This is a genomic window from Chryseomicrobium excrementi, from assembly GCF_002798305.1.
GTDB classification, from domain to species: Bacteria; Bacillota; Bacilli; order Bacillales_A; family Planococcaceae; genus Chryseomicrobium; species Chryseomicrobium excrementi.
The window spans coordinates 67,617-82,160 of sequence record NZ_PCGR01000003.1 but is presented as its reverse complement, the minus strand read 5'-3'; the positions used below and the strand labels follow the sequence as shown (position 1 = coordinate 82,160).

Sequence of the window (14,544 nt, the reverse complement as noted above, 5' to 3'; positions counted from 1 at the left end):
TCTTTTTTACAGTGTAATCGAAAAAACCCACCGCAGCAAAGGGGGTCAAAGCTGCAGTGGGTGGGTGCCTTTATTTAAAATAGCTGTTCATTTTTTCAAACATAGCAACAGTTTCTTCGGCTGTTTTGCGAATGATGAATTTGCTTCCTTTAAACTCTTCATTGATAGCAGCTTCAACTGCTGGATCTTGGTAATACTCGACAATTTGCTGATACTCTTCTTTATCTGCTTCGTCTGCACGTGCAGCAATGATGTTGATGTACGGTTCGATAGTATCGGAATCTGCATTCTCAAAGTACACGGCATCTTCTGCTGGAACAAAGCCAGCTTGCACAGCCACTCCGTTGTTGATGAGTGAAATCGCTACGTCTGGTAATACACGAGCTGTCTGTTGTGGCTCCATTGCGATGAATTCAAGTTCTAAAGGATTCGAAGTGATCTGATCCAGGTCACCCGTAATTCCAAAATCGTCTGCTAACTCAATCACTCCTGCTTCTTGCAACAAGTTCAATGCACGTGGCAGTGTCGATGCATCATTTGGAATGGCGACTTGATCACCCTTCTTCAGCTCATCTAACGATTCGATTTTGTCAGAGTAGACTCCCAGTGGTGCGAAGACAGTCGTTCCAACTGGCGCTAAGTCTTCTCCAGACTCAGCTACAAAGTTCGAGAAGAACGAGATTGTCTGGAATGCGTTCAAGTCGATGTCCCCTGCTGCTAAAGCCTTGTTTGGCATAATATAGTCTGTGAACTCCACGATTTCTACGTTCAAGCCATCTTCTTTTGCAAGTTCTACGATGACTGGCCATTGCGGTTCATCGGCACCGTTCACCCCGATTTTGATTGTTTCTTCTGCTCCATCTGCTGAGTTACAAGCAGCTAGTGTGAGCGCTGCTGTTGCGGCAAGAGCCGTGAGTTTTAGGTTTTTCATGTGTGTAGTCTCCTATCGTCTCATAATTTTTTTAGATAATGTATTTCCAAGCCACTGCGCAATCTGTACGAGCAGAATCAATACAATGACGGTGACGACCATGACGCTGGTATCAAAACGCTGGTAGCCGTAAGTAATGGCAATATGACCAAGACCCCCGCCGCCCACATAACCGGCTACTGCCGAGAAGTCGATCAGACTGACGGTAACAAATGTTAGTCCGAGAATCAGTGGGCCAAGTGCTTCAGGAATGAGCACGGTAAATACAATCTGGAACGGGCTAGCACCCATTGCTTTTGCGGCTTCGATGACACCCGGATCGATACTAAGTAGGTTCTGTTCAACAATTCGTGCCACGCTAAACGTCGCCATGATGGCCATCGGGAACACAGCTGCTCCCACGCCAATCGTCGTTCCCATAACGAGTCGCGTGACAGGCATCAAGAACACAAGGAACACGATGAACGGGATAGGACGTACGACGTTGATGATCAAGTTGAGCAATCCGTACAAGAAGCGATTTTCTAGTATATTGCCTTGTCTTGAAACGAACAAAGCGAGACCAACTAAGATGCCTAGAATGGAACCGAGGATTAGGGTCAAGATGACCATAGTGATGGTCTCACCGGTTGCTTCAATGATGCGCTGGTAGAATGTACTCCATTCAACTTTCATGGATACTGACCTCCTTGATGGCGACGACCTGATTCAGGTCTTGAATCGCTTTTTGAATATCTTCCGGTTTCCCCTTAAACGACACCACCAGGTTCCCTAGCAGTTGGTTTTGAATCTCACGGACAGCTCCGTACACGACGTTAAAGTGTACATCATGCTGCTGTGTAATCTTCGATAACAGTGGCTGACTCGTTGCAGCTCCTGTGAACGTCACTTGGTAGATATGCTGATCTCCTGCTGCATGCCATTCTTTCAAGAGTGCTTGAGATGGCAAGTCTTTGTTGACCGATTGGATAAAACGCTTCGTCGTCGGATGCGACGGATTCGTGAAGACTTCAAAAACGTCTCCATGCTCGATGACATGTCCGTTCTCCATGACTGCGACACGGTTGCAGATGGTCGAGATGACGTTCATCTCATGAGTAATTAGGAGGACGGTGATTCCGAACTCTTCGTTGACGCGCTTTAAAAGTTTCAAGATATCTTCTGTCGTTTCCGGGTCGAGTGCTGAAGTGGCCTCGTCACAGATCAGAATTTCTGGGTTCGTTGCGAGTGCTCGTGCAATTCCGACGCGCTGCTTCTGACCACCAGACAGTTGTTCTGGGTAGTTGTCTGCCTTGTCCGAAAGTCCAACGAACTCGAGCAGCTCTTTTGTGCGACGTGCGATTTCTGCTTTTGGTGTGCCTTCGAGTTTTAACGGGTAGCCGACGTTACCGGCAACCGTTCTAGACGTGAACAAGTTGAAGTTCTGAAAGATCATCCCGATTCGGCGTCGTTGCAGCCGAAGTTCTTTGGCACTCAAGGATGTGATGTCCGTATTGTTGATCGTGATAACGCCCGTCGTCGGCTTCTCAAGTAAATTCACGAGTCGAAGCAATGTACTTTTGCCGGCTCCACTGAATCCGATGATGCCGAAGATATCGCCTTTCTTCACATCGAGCGATACGTTCTGTACCGCATGGACATCTCGTTTGCCGACTTTAAATGTTTTGGATACATCTTGGAATGTAATCATGGTGGAAATCCCTACTTTCTAACGGGTTTTGAACATAAAAAAAGACCTTCATCTCTTAAGAACATAAGAAATGAAAGCCATAAAGAAGCCTCTCAGTCTTATCTCTCAAGTGATGGACACTTGCAGGATTTGGCACTGACGCTTGCGCGCTTTGCCGAGACTTCACAGGGCCTGTCCCTCCGTCTCTCGTGATAAGAATTGCTGGTATGTAGTTGTTGGTTTATTTCGACTTGCTAACTGTTTCACAGTCTAAAGCATCAAAGTTACCTCGTCAATAGTAATTTTACTAATTTTTTCAGTAGTCTTACTATGAAAGCGGTTCCTTTATTGTCCCGATAGGATTTTAAATTTACGAAAAAGTTTTAATAAATTGATAGTGACTGGTGAACATGATACTTTTTAAGCAGATTTACCGTTTGTCTTGAAAGGGTGGTTCACATGTCTCAAAAAGTTTTGATTGTTATTGGAGCGGGTCCAGGTATCAGCCTAGCAACAGCAAAAAAATTCGGGGAGAACGGCGCAACTATTGCATTTATCGCGCGACGTCCTTCTTCGCTTGAAGCATTTGGTGCAGAGTTGGATCACCACGGTATCGAAAACCAAGGATTTATTGGGGATGCGGCGTCAGTATCGAGTCTCCGAGAAGCACTACAGAAAATCCTTACTCATTATGATTCCATCGACTCCATCCTCTACAATGTGTCTGCTGCTACACCTGGAAAGCCGCTTGAATTAGATCCAGAAGATATCGCACGGGATTTTCAAGCGAATGTTTTAGGCGCACTGGTAGCTGTCCAAGAAGTCGTGCCTCGTATGACAAATGGCTCGTTACTGTTTACTGGTGGCGGTTTAGCATTAAACCCATATCCAGACTATGCGTCTCTTGCGATAGGAAAAGCAGGTCTTCGTAACTTGGTTCACAGCTTGTACCAACAATTGCAAGAGCATGGTCACTATGTAGGCATAGTGACTGTAAAGGGTTTTGTGAAACCAGGTACGTTCTATGATCCGAAAGATATTGCGGAGGCGTTCTACACCCTCTACACCAATCGAGATCAAGTAGAATTTATGTTTGAAGAACCAAAGTAACGACGAAACCCCTTCCGATTGGAGGGGGTTTTCATTAGATTCGAGAAAGAATAATCTCTATAACGTCATCAATACTTTTGTTCTCCGTGACGATCTTCTCACCAAAGTAGTCCTTTTCGTATGCTTCTAAACAACCATCTGTCTGTTGAAAGCACCAGTTCCCTGGTTCCTCTCCCCGGCCAAGTAACCGATTATGAATCGTCTCTTTAGAAGCTGTGAGGCAGAAGCTGTATGTGGCGGCATCAAGTGCTTGGAATCCTTGTGTGATATAGGTGAAATACGAATGGTTGCGAATGGTCATTGGAACAATCAGATGCTTGCCATACTGAGCTTTCAAATGTCTAGCGGTATCTACGACCATTGTTCTCCACAAATGGTAGTCCTGAAAATCTCCACCTGGGGATTCTTGTTTTTTGATATCTGATGGCAGCAGTTCGCGAAGCAAAAATCCCACCATCTCTGGATCATAGATCATACTGTTGTCGATTTCACTATGAAGTCGTTCGGCTGCCGTTGTCTTGCCAACACCGAATGCTCCGTTTACTAAAATGATCATGTATCTCCCTCCCAAAGTGTAGTACGTTCTGTTTTCTGAATAGTTGCATTACGTTATACTAAAACATAAGACAACTATACACAGAATAGGAGCTTTTCACATGATTCATGCTATTGGTCAAATCGGCATTCCCGTACAAGACATTACTCGCGCTACTGAATTCTATAAGAATCAACTTGGACTTCCGCTTTTGTTCACAGCAGGTAACTTATCCTTCTTCGACTGCGACGGAGTCCGTTTGATGCTGACGCTCCCAGAGTCAGAAATGTTTGATCATCCAAGCTCTGTCGTATATTTTAACGTCTCAGATATTCAGGAAACTTTTGAGAACTACAAGACGAAGGGTATCGAGTTTACAGATGAACCACACATTGTAGCAGAGATGAATGGCCTTGCCACATGGATGGTGTTCTTTAAAGACACAGAAGGCAATGCTCATGCGTTTATGAGTGAACAACCCGTATAAAGAAAGAGCCTCCTTACTTTCAGCGAAAGGGGGCCTGTTTTATGTAGGAACGTTTGTCTTGTACTTGGTCAGTAGGCTTTGCGGAATGTGGCAGTAGTCATCTGGACAACGTTCTAAGCGGTCTTGATGTTCCTCAGCACTTCTCACGTAATTTGTCAGAGGAAGCACTTCGACTACTACACGCTCAGCGTCTTCTCGTTTTGCAATAAAAGCTCGTGCCTGTTCTAGGTGATTAGCATCCGTGCTATAGATGCCTGTTCGGTATTTCTCGCCCACATCTTCCCCTTGTTTGTTCAGACTGTAAGGATCAATGATCTCGAAAAAGTAACTGAGTAGTTGGTCGAAAGAAACGACAGTTGGGTCAAATTCTGTCTTCACACACTCTGCATAGCCATCGTAAGGACCTTCCAAAGTATTTGTAGTCCCATTCGCTCGACCAGCTTCAGTTGTCATGACGCCTGGCAACGTTTTGACGAAGGCCTGCACACCCCACAGACACCCTCCAGCTAAATATACGGTTTCCATCCTCTTCACTCCTTTATTCTCTTTTTAGTATCGCATATCCATGGGAAATGTGGAATTTCAGTCTTTCGCAGGGTGTCTCTTTGCCAGAAAAACTTTAATCTAAAGGCAACTTAAAGAAGCAGGTGAACCCTTTGCATATTGAATTTATCACTATACATAGTGCTGCGTTAGAAGCCACTCGGAACTTCTATCGCGACACACTTGAACTTCCTATTCAACAGGAATCTGAAACATCTTTTTCCGTACAAATCGGCTCGACTACCTTTACCCTTCATCAAGCCCCGCCTGGAAACACTCCGTTCTACCATTTCGCTTTCGACGTCCCTTCGAATCAGTTCGAAGAGGCAAAGAGCTGGATACAGGAGCGAGTTTCCCTATCAAAAGAACATGACGATGACGAGGTGTACTTCCCTTCTATTGATGCGAAATCTCTGTACTTTGAAGATCCATCGGGAAACATCGTCGAATGGATCTGCCGGTTATCGGATGCAACCGCAAGTTCCGAGCCCTTCCACCCGACCCTTTTACAGAAAGCTTCTGAAATGAGTTTAGTAGTACACGATAAATTGAACGTAGCTCAACAGCTCGAATCCATCGGCGTGTACTCTCGAGACCATCAACCTGCCTCTGCTGAGGGACTGACTTTTCTGGGAGAACGTGAAGACGCTGTGTATCTCCTGCTGATGCCAGAAAATCGTGTATGGTACTTCTCAGATAAACTCTCAGTCGTCCATCCACTCTCCATTCGACTTCAAGGTGCTTCCATCGAAATAACTAGTTCGGGCAAGTTCATTTGTTCTAAAGACAATTAGATTTTGTTGCTTTTTCCTATGCCAGATTTCCGATTTTTTCGTATGACCGTGGCTTTTACATGCACTTTACATGTCCTTCACAAATGCCTGTTATCGTTGGGCTGTATCACATCATAAGGAGGACATGGACATGAAAAAACTCGTAGCAACTGCTTTAGTAGGAGGACTCATCGTATCCGGAGTCAATGTGAGTGTGGATTTCAGTGCGGCACAAGCGAAGAAACAAGAGAATTTCGATAATGGCAAGGTAAAGAATGTGATTTTTATGATTCCCGACGGTTATGGAGCTACCTACGCAACGAATTACCGCTGGTTTAAGGGAGAAGAATCCTCGTTTGATGCTCATGTAAAAGGATTGGTGAAGACCTACTCTGCTAACACGGAAGTTACCGATTCCGCAGCAGCTGGAACGGCCATGGCGACGGGAGTGAAGACAGACAACGGAATGGTTGGCGTAACACCAGATGGTGAAGAAGTCGATTCTATCCTAGACGCGGCGGAAGAAAATAAAAAAGCTACAGGTCTTGTGGCAACTTCTACTATTACACACGCAACACCAGCCGTGTTTGGTGCGAGTGTAGCATCTCGTGGTGAAGAAGCGGCCATCGCTCCTCAGTATTTTGATAACGATGTCGACGTCATCTTAGGCGGCGGTCGTCAGTACTTCTTGTCTTCTGAAGAAGGCGGCAAGCAACCTGAAGGCAATCTGATCGAAGGTGCGCAACAAGACGGCTACAACTACGTGACGGATCGCGATGCATTGCTTGCGAATAAAGACGGCAAGTTGTTAGGTCTCTTCGCTCAAGATGCGATGTCCCCAGAAATGCATCGCGGTGAGACGGAAGAGCCTAGTTTATCGGAGATGACGGAAGCTGCCATCGGTGCATTGAAGCAAGACAAAGACGGCTTCTTCTTGATGGTGGAAGGGTCTCAAATCGACTGGGCAGGACATGCACATGATGCTGCTTGGGCAATGAACGATTTAAAAGCATTCGACGAAGCGGTGGCTGCAGCAATTGAATTTGCGAAGAAAGATGGCAACACACTTGTCGTCGTAGCCGGTGATCATGAGACGGGCGGCATGTCTGTCGGTGCGAACGGTGTCTATGATGTGAAGACTGAAGTTCTTCATAACGTTACAGCTACAGGTGATGTGATGGCATCCGAATTATCAGAGTCTCGTGACAACGTCGAAGAAGTGGTGAAGGCTTATACAGGGCTGGAGCTATCTGAAGACGAAATCAAGCGTATTGTGGAAGCGAAAGAACCCGCAGTTGCGATTAATGAAGTGGTGAGCGACCGCGCATTGATTGGCTGGACAACGACAGCACACACAGGTACCGACGTGCCCCTCTATGCATATGGCCCACAAGCGGATACATTCTCTGGAGTGATTGAGAATACGGACATCCCGAAAAAGATGGCTAAAGCGATGAAGATTGACTTGAATAACTAAGACGAAGTGCCGGAACTGTTTCTCCCCAGGAGCAGTTTCGGCTTTTTACTGGACTTCTTTGGAAGCATGCGGTATACTTCATTTAATAAGTTCATGAAGTACAACACATCTAATTCACCTATTACAAAGAGTATCAGGGTTTTATTTCGGTACTTTTTGCAATATGTGAATTTTTTTATTGCAAAAAAAATGATCTTATTAATAACTTATATGGAGGTCATTTACATGACACAAGGTACAGTAAAATGGTTTAACGCAGAAAAAGGTTTCGGATTCATCGAAGTTGAAGGCGGAGCAGACGTATTCGCTCACTTCTCAGCAATCCAAGGCGAAGGCTTCAAGTCTTTAGAAGAAGGCCAAAAAGTTGAATTCAACATCGAAGAAGGCCAACGCGGACCTCAAGCTTCAAACATCGTAAAACTTTAATTTTCCGATCTGAAAAGCATCCCACTTGTGGGGTGCTTTTTTTGTGTTTCGAAGAGATTGCGGGATTCGGAGACGTCGGATTGGTTTCCATAATTTCAGGAATGTTAGAGTGGGCAGTCCTAATGTCAGAGTTGGCTTATTTAATGTCAGAGTGGATGCCGCTACTGTCATAGTGAGAGCACTTAATGTAATAATCACTCAACTAAAACATTTCTCTTCTGCGCTCTAACCCTATTTTCGCTCCGGTCAAAGTGAGTTTTTAGATGGTTAAAGACCTTTCTAGCAAGGGCTTGGGTAGCTGAGGTCGAGGAATTTCTCAATGAATTCTACTTCCCCTCAAAAATTTCTTCCCAATCAGTAGTTTTCTGCTAAACTAGGACTATTCAAATTGTGACTCCACCCCACCACGAAAGGAAGAACCCGATGATCCGTCCTGCTACTCTCAACGACCTTGAAGAAATTCTCGCTATCTACAATGATGCCATCGTCAATACTACTGCCGTCTACTCTTATCATGCGCAAACCCTTGAAGACCGCAAAGCTTGGTTCGAACAGAAACAAGCAGATGGGTACCCGGTCATCGTCTTTGAAATCGAAGGACACGTTGCCGGTTTCGCAACATTTGGTCCGTTCCGAGCTTGGCCTGCTTACAAATATTCAATCGAACACTCCGTCTATGTGAACACGGATTACCGCAAACAAGGGATTGGGCGCAAGCTACTTCAAGCCATCATCGACCTTGCGAAAGCTGGCGAATACAAGACGCTTGTTGCTGGAATCGATGCAGCGAATGACAAGAGCATCTGGCTCCACGAAAAGTTAGGCTTCACCCACTCCGGTACTGTACGCAATGCCGGCTATAAGTTTGAACGCTGGCTGGATCTTGCTTTCTATCAGCTGGATCTCGATGGACCAGAAATTCCACAAGAGGGTTGATTTCAATTTATACTTTTGAATTCACTAACTAGAAGCGACGAAGGCACAGTAGCTTGTGCTTTCATCGCTTCTTTTACATTTCCTTAGGTGCTGCAATTCCTAGTAGACGAAGTCCTTCACATAATACAAGTTGAACGGACTTCACAACATGTAACCTCGATTGTTTAGGATTTTCATCATCCAATATACGAACTGAGCCGTAGTATTTATTGAATGCCCGACACAATCCTAACAGATGTTTTGCAATTTGCGACGGGTCGTTCCCCTCGTATGCACGCTTGATTGCTTCTGGAAACTCTCCAACAAACTTAATCGTCGCCCATGCCTCTTCATCTACATGGATCCGATTCAACTGCTCTTCATTGTAGTTTCCTTTTTTCAATAAAGTAGAAGCACGTGCATGTGTATACTGCACATAAGGACCCGTTTCACCTTCCACTTTTAGCATATCTTCAAGAGAAAATTCGATATCGTTCATCCGGAAATTCTTCAAATCATGGAACAACACAGCCCCAACGCCTACTTGACGTGCAACAAGTTCTGGATGATGAAGAGTTGGGTTTTTCTCCGCAATGTTTTGCTCAGCCAGCGCGATAGCATCGTTCAACACATCTTCGAGCAGTACGACTTTTCCTTTTCTCGTCGACATTTTTTTGCCGTTTTGAAGCATCATGCCAAATGGTACATGGGTCATCCCCTCGTGCCACTCATAGCCCATTTTTTCAATGACGCGTATGACTTGCTTGAAGTGAAGCGTCTGCTCATTCCCTACTACATATAAGGACTTGGCAAAATGATAGGTCTCCTGACGGTAAAGAGCGGCGGCTAAATCCCTTGTCGCATAGAGAGTAGTCCCGTCCTTTTTCTTGATCAAACATGGTGGCACATCGTCCCCCACCTGTACGACTTGTGCTCCATCCGATGCTTCCAACAGATGTCTCTCTTCTAACAATTTCACAATTCGAGCCATCTTATCGTTATAGAACGCCTCTCCATTGGTAGAATCAAAGTGAATCGACATCAACTCATAGATCTTTGAAAACTCTTTTAGCGATTCTTCTCTGAACCACTTCCATAATTCGATTGCCTCTACATCCCCATCTTCAAGCTTTTTGAACCAAAGACGTGCTTCATCATTCAGACTTTCGTTTTTCTCTGCTTCTTCATGGAACCTCACATAAAGCTTTAGCAACTCTTGAATTGGATGTTCCTTCACCTTTTGCTCATCGCCCCATAATCGATAAGCAACCATAAGCTTTCCAAACTGCGTTCCCCAATCCCCTAAATGATTGATACGGACGACTTTAAATCCACACTTCTCCATGATGAAAGCGAGTGAATTTCCGATGACCGTCGAGCGCAGATGCCCCATGGAAAACGGTTTTGCGATATTCGGAGACGAGAAGTCGATTGTGACAACTTGTTTATGGCCCATCTCGAGATTTCCGTAGTCCTGTTGTTCAATTAGCACTTCTTTCAAAATCTGCTCAGCCACGAGTTTCTTGTTCAAGAATATATTTACATAACCACTCACAGCTTTCGAATGCTCAATCAAAGGTACACTTGCTAGCTTAGCAACTAAATTCTGAGCAATCGTCTGCGGTGACTGACGATATGTCTTCGCAAGTTCAAAGCAGGGCAATGCTAAGTCACCCAACTCTTCATGTTTTGGGGGCGTAATACGCGCCACTATCTCTTCTAAGTTCCATTGTTCGCTCAGATGCTCATACATAAGTGTTGCAATTGTCTGTTTCATGTCCATATACGTTTCCTCCCATATAAAAAACTCCCGCCCCTTTTCATAATGAAAAGAGACGGGAGTTTGAATTTGCCCGCGGTACCACTCTTGTTGTCTGATAGACCTCTCTTGTTGGTAACGAGGAACTTCCCCGGTACTCCCTACTCGTGTTCAGGAATACATCTCCAAAGTGCGCTTCATCATCTTGTGTTTGATCAGGCTCTCACCAGTCCCTGATTCGCTTGTCCTCACAAGAGACTACTCTCTTTGTCTGTGATGTTATCAAGTATTTCTGTTTAGTATAGCCAATTGACTGGAAAATACAAGTTGTTTTTTTAGCGATTATACACTACTCAACTAGGACTTGTTCTCTCTATCCCGTATACTAATCACAATCATTATAGTAAGTAAGGAGTTTTTCCATGGATTTATACAGCAGATTACACCAAAAGAATATTCGTGCACGATTGATAGCCGGCTGGAGCCAGTATCTTCATAGTCGATGGGAAGAAGCCTTCGCGGGGCATTTGACCTCTTCCGAAAAACAAGAGATTTATTTGAAAGATGATCGCTATTACTCAGGCTATTTATGGCATCTATTCAGCTATAAAAAAGTAGATCATCTTGCGAACAACCAAGCTATCCGAGCCTTTCATGGCCAAAGTAAGAAATCATGCTACTTGTTTTATCAACACTCGGATGACGTATACCTCATTGATCAAGGACACCTTTTAACGTATGAACTTCTAAGTAAAGAAGAAGACGTGTATGTGGTGGATTCAGATTTCACTTGGACGTTTGTTATCACTCATGAAACGGAGACATGCGGTCCGTATTTTGCAGTAAAAAGTTCGCAGAGTTTGGCTTCGCTTTAGTTTATATGTGTACTTAAATGTATCTTCTCTGTTACGTTTCGAAGAAAAGCCGATAAGTTCGGCTAATTTCCCGTATAATAAGACATATTGACATATGTACGGAACCGATTCGATGTATGACGAAAAAAACTAACAAACGAGGTAACTTAATGACAACAAACCATTTTAACGATTTCCCTATCAGCGAAGACATTCGCCGTGCCCTGAAGATTTTGAAGTACGATACGCCGACTGAAGTGCAGCAGAAGGTGCTTCCCCTTGCCTTTGAAAATCAAGACTTAGTCGTGAAATCTCAAACAGGTAGTGGAAAGACAGCAGCTTTTGGTATTCCTGTAGCAGATCAAATCGAATGGGAAGAAAAGAAACCACAAGCTTTGATTCTGACACCAACACGAGAACTGGCTGTACAGGTTCGTGAAGATATCACGAATATCGGCCGCTTCAAACGTGTGAAAGCAGTAGCTGTTTACGGAAAAGAACCGTTCTCGAAACAAAAAGAAGAATTGAAACAGAAGACGCATATCGTCGTGGGAACACCAGGCCGTGTGCTCGACCATATTGAACGTGGAACTTTGGATTTAGAGAAAGTGAAGTATTTGATCATCGATGAAGCGGATGAGATGTTAAACCGCGGTTTTATTGAGCAAGTCGAAGACATTATCCGACAAGTACCGGACAATCGCGTAACAATGGTGTTCTCAGCGACGCTTCCAAATGACATCGAGAGCTTGTGCCATGAGTATATGAACAACCCAACACACATTGAAATCGAATCAACAGGTGTGACGGCTTCAACGATCGAGCACTCGATGATTGAAGTAAAAGAAGAAGACAAGATTGCATTACTGAAAGACATCACAGTCGTTCACAATCCCAACAGCTGCCTGATTTTCTGCCGTACGAAAGAAAATGTAGATAGTGTTTACAGTGAACTTGAAGACGCTGGTTATCCGGTTGAGAAGTTACACGGTGGCATCGTGCAGGAAGACCGTTTCGCAGTAATGGAAGGCTTTAAACTTGGAAACTTCCGCTACTTAGTGGCAACAGATGTGGCAGCACGCGGAATCGATATCGACAACGTCAACCTTGTGATCAACTACGACGTACCGATGGAAAAAGAAGCGTATGTGCACCGTACAGGTCGTACTGGGCGTGCAGGCAATGAAGGAACAGCGATTTTGTTCGCAACACCTCATGAAGGCAAGTTCGTTCGTTCTATCGAGCGTTACATTGGTTTTGAGATTCCAAAAGCGGAAGCTCCTGAAGCAGGTGACGTTGCGAAAGCTCGTCGTGACTTCGATGAGAAGCTTGCAAGTCGCCGGGTCGTGCGCAACAACAAGACCGCTCGCATCAACCAAGACATCATGAAGCTCCACTTCAGCGGTGGGAAGAAGAAAAAGATCCGTGCCGTTGATTTGGTCGGTACAATCGCGAACATCCCGGGCGTATCCGCTGAAGATATCGGGATCATCACAGTTCAGGACCACATGTCTTATGTCGATATTTTAAACGGCAAAGGCTCTCTGGTGCTACAAGCGATGGAGTCTACTCCGGTCAAAGGTAAGAAACTAAAAGTCAGCAAAGCGTTGAAATAATCCAGGTCCCCTTCACTTTTGTGAGGGGGGTTTTTATGCGCTATCGTACTTTTCGAGCTATACTAATAATAAAGACAAAGGTGGTGATTCTTATGCTAGATCAAAATATGCAAAGTCGAATTGTTTCCATCATCAGATCAAAGTTGCCCGTATATTTCATTATTATTTTTGGCTCTTTTGCTAAAGGGAACGAGAGAGAAGATAGTGATTTGGATATTGCGCTATTTGGCGAGCATGAGATATCCGCTTATGAAAGATTTAAACTAGCTGGTAAAGTAGCATCATTAGTAGGTAGAGAAGTCGATCTTGTCGATATTAGACAGGTTGATACAGTCTTTACTATGCAAATTTTTTCTCAGGGAGTCCCTATTTATTTAGAAGATCCCAATCAATTCTATATTCAGCGCATGAGAGCGTATAGCATGTACTTGGCCTTTAATGAACAACGAGCTCCTGTCATTCAATCAATTAAAGAAAGAGGAAGTGTTTTTGGCTATGAATGATGTAATTCTAAATAAAACTGCTACTATCGAACGCTGCCTCAACAGGATTTACGAAGTTTATGATCAAAATCCTGAAAATCTAAAAAATTATACGAAGCAAGATAGTATTGTGTTGAATATTCAACGTGCTTGCGAAGCAAGTATAGACTTAGCAATGCACCTAATAAGTGAAAAAGGCCTTGGAGTGCCTAAGTCTAGTCGTGACGGCTTCAAATTGTTAGAAGAGGCAGGAGTTATAGAACATGATTTAGCTAAAACACTAATGAATATGGTCGGCTTCAGAAATATTGCTGTTCATGATTACCAAGCCTTAGAAATCGAGATTCTTGAATCTATCTTAAAAAAACACTTAGGTGACTTTAGGAAATTCACACAAATTGTTTTAAAGAGCGAAAATTCATGATTACAACTGCACAAATTACCTGCCAACCTCTAGCTGGTTCTTATAAAGAATTTGTATTCAACGGACCCTCTTCTGCAGAACAGTGGACGTGGGTAAAATTCGAAGATGAGATGTATAACGAAACTTTTGGCCAATTTCCTGGCGCTCCGGTAGTTGTGTCGCTCTCGGCACATAATGATATGTTCTATGTGCTCACGGATTCATTTCTTTTCGAAGTGAATCGTGATGATCTTGGCAAGTACACATGCTATGACTTCTGGGATATAGGTTCCACCTTAAAGAATGTGACCTTTACTCCCACTGGCATCGCTATCTTCTCAAATGATTATCATATCTTCACTACTAACGGTACGTTCGAATCTAAACAACAAATCCCAACACCATTGGAACTGGACATGATTCAGTTCCAAGGGTGGCAGGAGAACTCCTTACTCATCCATGCAGAGGTCTTTATTGAGGGGCGGCCTATGCTACTTTTGCTTGATGCAACTACCTTCACTATTTCAAAATACAACTAAAAGAGCCCGTCATCCCTATATAATC

Annotated in this window: 17 protein-coding genes, 1 riboswitch and 1 other annotated feature; of the genes, 11 read left to right on the top strand and 6 right to left on the bottom strand. The window is 44.1% G+C overall.

Going from position 1 to position 14,544, the window contains the following annotated elements; genetic code table 11:
* Window positions 1–70: 70 nt before the first annotated feature.
* Genes CQS04_RS09425 through CQS04_RS09415 form a run of 3 tightly spaced genes read right to left on the bottom strand, consistent with a single transcriptional unit; the run spans window position 71 to window position 2,621 of the window.
* Window positions 71–931 carry a MetQ/NlpA family ABC transporter substrate-binding protein gene (locus CQS04_RS09425; protein WP_100353907.1) on the bottom strand — a complete coding sequence of 287 codons (861 nt, stop codon included), beginning with the start codon at window positions 929–931 and terminating at the stop codon, window positions 71–73.
* 12 nt (window positions 932–943) lie between these two features.
* Window positions 944–1,606, bottom strand: a complete 663-nt coding sequence (locus CQS04_RS09420; protein WP_100353906.1) for a methionine ABC transporter permease — start codon at window positions 1,604–1,606, stop codon at window positions 944–946.
* A complete protein-coding gene (locus CQS04_RS09415; RefSeq protein WP_094943841.1) occupies window positions 1,596–2,621 on the bottom strand; it encodes a methionine ABC transporter ATP-binding protein in 1,026 nt (341 codons plus the stop codon). The genes CQS04_RS09420 and CQS04_RS09415 overlap by 11 nt, the downstream gene beginning before the upstream one ends.
* A gap of 95 nt (window positions 2,622–2,716) precedes the next feature.
* A riboswitch (SAM riboswitch) is annotated at window positions 2,717–2,819 on the bottom strand.
* A 240-nt stretch (window positions 2,820–3,059) separates the two neighbouring features.
* Between CQS04_RS09415 and CQS04_RS09410 the strand changes: the two genes are divergently transcribed.
* Window positions 3,060–3,710 (top strand): SDR family NAD(P)-dependent oxidoreductase, encoded by a 651-nt coding sequence (locus CQS04_RS09410; protein ID WP_100353905.1) that lies wholly within the window; start codon window positions 3,060–3,062, stop codon window positions 3,708–3,710.
* Window positions 3,711–3,744: 34 nt separating this feature from the next.
* On the opposite strand, the gene CQS04_RS09405 is transcribed toward CQS04_RS09410, so the two are convergent.
* Entirely contained in the window at window positions 3,745–4,266 is a 522-nt protein-coding gene (locus CQS04_RS09405; protein ID WP_100353904.1) for an AAA family ATPase, read from the bottom strand.
* A 100-nt stretch (window positions 4,267–4,366) separates the two neighbouring features.
* Here CQS04_RS09405 and CQS04_RS09400 point away from each other — a divergent pair, with 100 nt between their 5' ends.
* A complete protein-coding gene (locus CQS04_RS09400) occupies window positions 4,367–4,732 on the top strand; it encodes a VOC family protein (RefSeq protein ID WP_100353903.1) in 366 nt (121 codons plus the stop codon).
* Window positions 4,733–4,771: 39 nt separating this feature from the next.
* Here the strand turns inward: CQS04_RS09400 and CQS04_RS09395 are convergent, their stop codons facing one another.
* Complete coding sequence (locus CQS04_RS09395) at window positions 4,772–5,257, bottom strand: peptide-methionine (S)-S-oxide reductase (protein WP_100353902.1); 486 nt, start codon at window positions 5,255–5,257, stop codon at window positions 4,772–4,774.
* A 131-nt stretch (window positions 5,258–5,388) separates the two neighbouring features.
* Between CQS04_RS09395 and CQS04_RS09390 the strand changes: the two genes are divergently transcribed.
* The 4 genes from CQS04_RS09390 (at window position 5,389) to CQS04_RS09375 (ending at window position 8,887) form a co-directional block, all read left to right on the top strand.
* Complete coding sequence (locus CQS04_RS09390) at window positions 5,389–6,069, top strand: glyoxalase (protein ID WP_100353901.1); 681 nt, start codon at window positions 5,389–5,391, stop codon at window positions 6,067–6,069.
* A gap of 130 nt (window positions 6,070–6,199) precedes the next feature.
* Window positions 6,200–7,525 carry an alkaline phosphatase gene (locus CQS04_RS09385; protein ID WP_342745769.1) on the top strand — a complete coding sequence of 442 codons (1,326 nt, stop codon included), beginning with the start codon at window positions 6,200–6,202 and terminating at the stop codon, window positions 7,523–7,525.
* Window positions 7,526–7,750: 225 nt separating this feature from the next.
* Complete coding sequence (locus CQS04_RS09380) at window positions 7,751–7,951, top strand: cold-shock protein (RefSeq protein ID WP_094943850.1); 201 nt, start codon at window positions 7,751–7,753, stop codon at window positions 7,949–7,951.
* A gap of 423 nt (window positions 7,952–8,374) precedes the next feature.
* Window positions 8,375–8,887 (top strand): GNAT family N-acetyltransferase, encoded by a 513-nt coding sequence (locus CQS04_RS09375; protein WP_100353899.1) that lies wholly within the window; start codon window positions 8,375–8,377, stop codon window positions 8,885–8,887.
* A 73-nt stretch (window positions 8,888–8,960) separates the two neighbouring features.
* Here CQS04_RS09375 and argS read toward each other — a convergent pair whose 3' ends face one another.
* Window positions 8,961–10,649, bottom strand: coding sequence for an arginine--tRNA ligase (argS, locus tag CQS04_RS09370; protein WP_100353898.1), 1,689 nt, complete (start codon window positions 10,647–10,649; stop codon window positions 8,961–8,963).
* Between the two features lie 45 nt (window positions 10,650–10,694).
* Window positions 10,695–10,908 (bottom strand) — a binding site (T-box leader).
* A 139-nt stretch (window positions 10,909–11,047) separates the two neighbouring features.
* Between argS and CQS04_RS09365 the strand changes: the two genes are divergently transcribed.
* From CQS04_RS09365 to CQS04_RS09345, 5 genes are all read left to right on the top strand, one after another.
* Window positions 11,048–11,500, top strand: a complete 453-nt coding sequence (locus tag CQS04_RS09365; protein WP_100353897.1) for a DUF4275 family protein — start codon at window positions 11,048–11,050, stop codon at window positions 11,498–11,500.
* 149 nt (window positions 11,501–11,649) lie between these two features.
* A complete protein-coding gene (locus tag CQS04_RS09360; RefSeq protein ID WP_100353896.1) occupies window positions 11,650–13,095 on the top strand; it encodes a DEAD/DEAH box helicase in 1,446 nt (481 codons plus the stop codon).
* Between the two features lie 35 nt (window positions 13,096–13,130).
* Window positions 13,131–13,598 carry a type VII toxin-antitoxin system MntA family adenylyltransferase antitoxin gene (gene mntA / locus CQS04_RS09355; protein WP_245858794.1) on the top strand — a complete coding sequence of 156 codons (468 nt, stop codon included), beginning with the start codon at window positions 13,131–13,133 and terminating at the stop codon, window positions 13,596–13,598.
* Complete coding sequence (gene hepT, locus CQS04_RS09350) at window positions 13,591–14,001, top strand: type VII toxin-antitoxin system HepT family RNase toxin (protein WP_100353895.1); 411 nt, start codon at window positions 13,591–13,593, stop codon at window positions 13,999–14,001. The genes mntA and hepT overlap by 8 nt, the downstream gene beginning before the upstream one ends.
* Window positions 13,998–14,519: a hypothetical protein gene (locus CQS04_RS09345; RefSeq protein ID WP_100353894.1), complete on the top strand. Its 522-nt coding sequence runs from the start codon at window positions 13,998–14,000 to the stop codon at window positions 14,517–14,519. Before hepT ends, CQS04_RS09345 begins: the two co-directional genes overlap by 4 nt.
* Window positions 14,520–14,544: the final 25 nt, after the last annotated feature.

Excerpts from the sequence above, each read along its gene's own strand:
- CQS04_RS09420 (WP_100353906.1), bottom strand. The coding sequence starts at position 1,606 with ATGAAAGTTGAATGGAGTACATTCTACCAGCGCATCATTGAAGCAACC.
- CQS04_RS09415 (WP_094943841.1), bottom strand. The coding sequence starts at position 2,621 with ATGATTACATTCCAAGATGTATCCAAAACATTTAAAGTCGGCAAACGA.
- CQS04_RS09425 (WP_100353907.1), bottom strand. The coding sequence starts at position 931 with ATGAAAAACCTAAAACTCACGGCTCTTGCCGCAACAGCAGCGCTCACA.
- CQS04_RS09410 (WP_100353905.1), top strand. The coding sequence starts at position 3,060 with ATGTCTCAAAAAGTTTTGATTGTTATTGGAGCGGGTCCAGGTATCAGC.
- hepT (WP_100353895.1), top strand. The coding sequence starts at position 13,591 with ATGAATGATGTAATTCTAAATAAAACTGCTACTATCGAACGCTGCCTC.
- CQS04_RS09345 (WP_100353894.1), top strand. The coding sequence starts at position 13,998 with ATGATTACAACTGCACAAATTACCTGCCAACCTCTAGCTGGTTCTTAT.
- mntA (WP_245858794.1), top strand. The coding sequence starts at position 13,131 with ATGCGCTATCGTACTTTTCGAGCTATACTAATAATAAAGACAAAGGTG.
- CQS04_RS09365 (WP_100353897.1), top strand. The coding sequence starts at position 11,048 with ATGGATTTATACAGCAGATTACACCAAAAGAATATTCGTGCACGATTG.
- CQS04_RS09395 (WP_100353902.1), bottom strand. The coding sequence starts at position 5,257 with ATGGAAACCGTATATTTAGCTGGAGGGTGTCTGTGGGGTGTGCAGGCC.
- argS (WP_100353898.1), bottom strand. The coding sequence starts at position 10,649 with ATGGACATGAAACAGACAATTGCAACACTTATGTATGAGCATCTGAGC.
- CQS04_RS09400 (WP_100353903.1), top strand. The coding sequence starts at position 4,367 with ATGATTCATGCTATTGGTCAAATCGGCATTCCCGTACAAGACATTACT.
- CQS04_RS09385 (WP_342745769.1), top strand. The coding sequence starts at position 6,200 with ATGAAAAAACTCGTAGCAACTGCTTTAGTAGGAGGACTCATCGTATCC.
- CQS04_RS09380 (WP_094943850.1), top strand. The coding sequence starts at position 7,751 with ATGACACAAGGTACAGTAAAATGGTTTAACGCAGAAAAAGGTTTCGGA.
- CQS04_RS09405 (WP_100353904.1), bottom strand. The coding sequence starts at position 4,266 with ATGATCATTTTAGTAAACGGAGCATTCGGTGTTGGCAAGACAACGGCA.
- CQS04_RS09360 (WP_100353896.1), top strand. The coding sequence starts at position 11,650 with ATGACAACAAACCATTTTAACGATTTCCCTATCAGCGAAGACATTCGC.
- CQS04_RS09375 (WP_100353899.1), top strand. The coding sequence starts at position 8,375 with ATGATCCGTCCTGCTACTCTCAACGACCTTGAAGAAATTCTCGCTATC.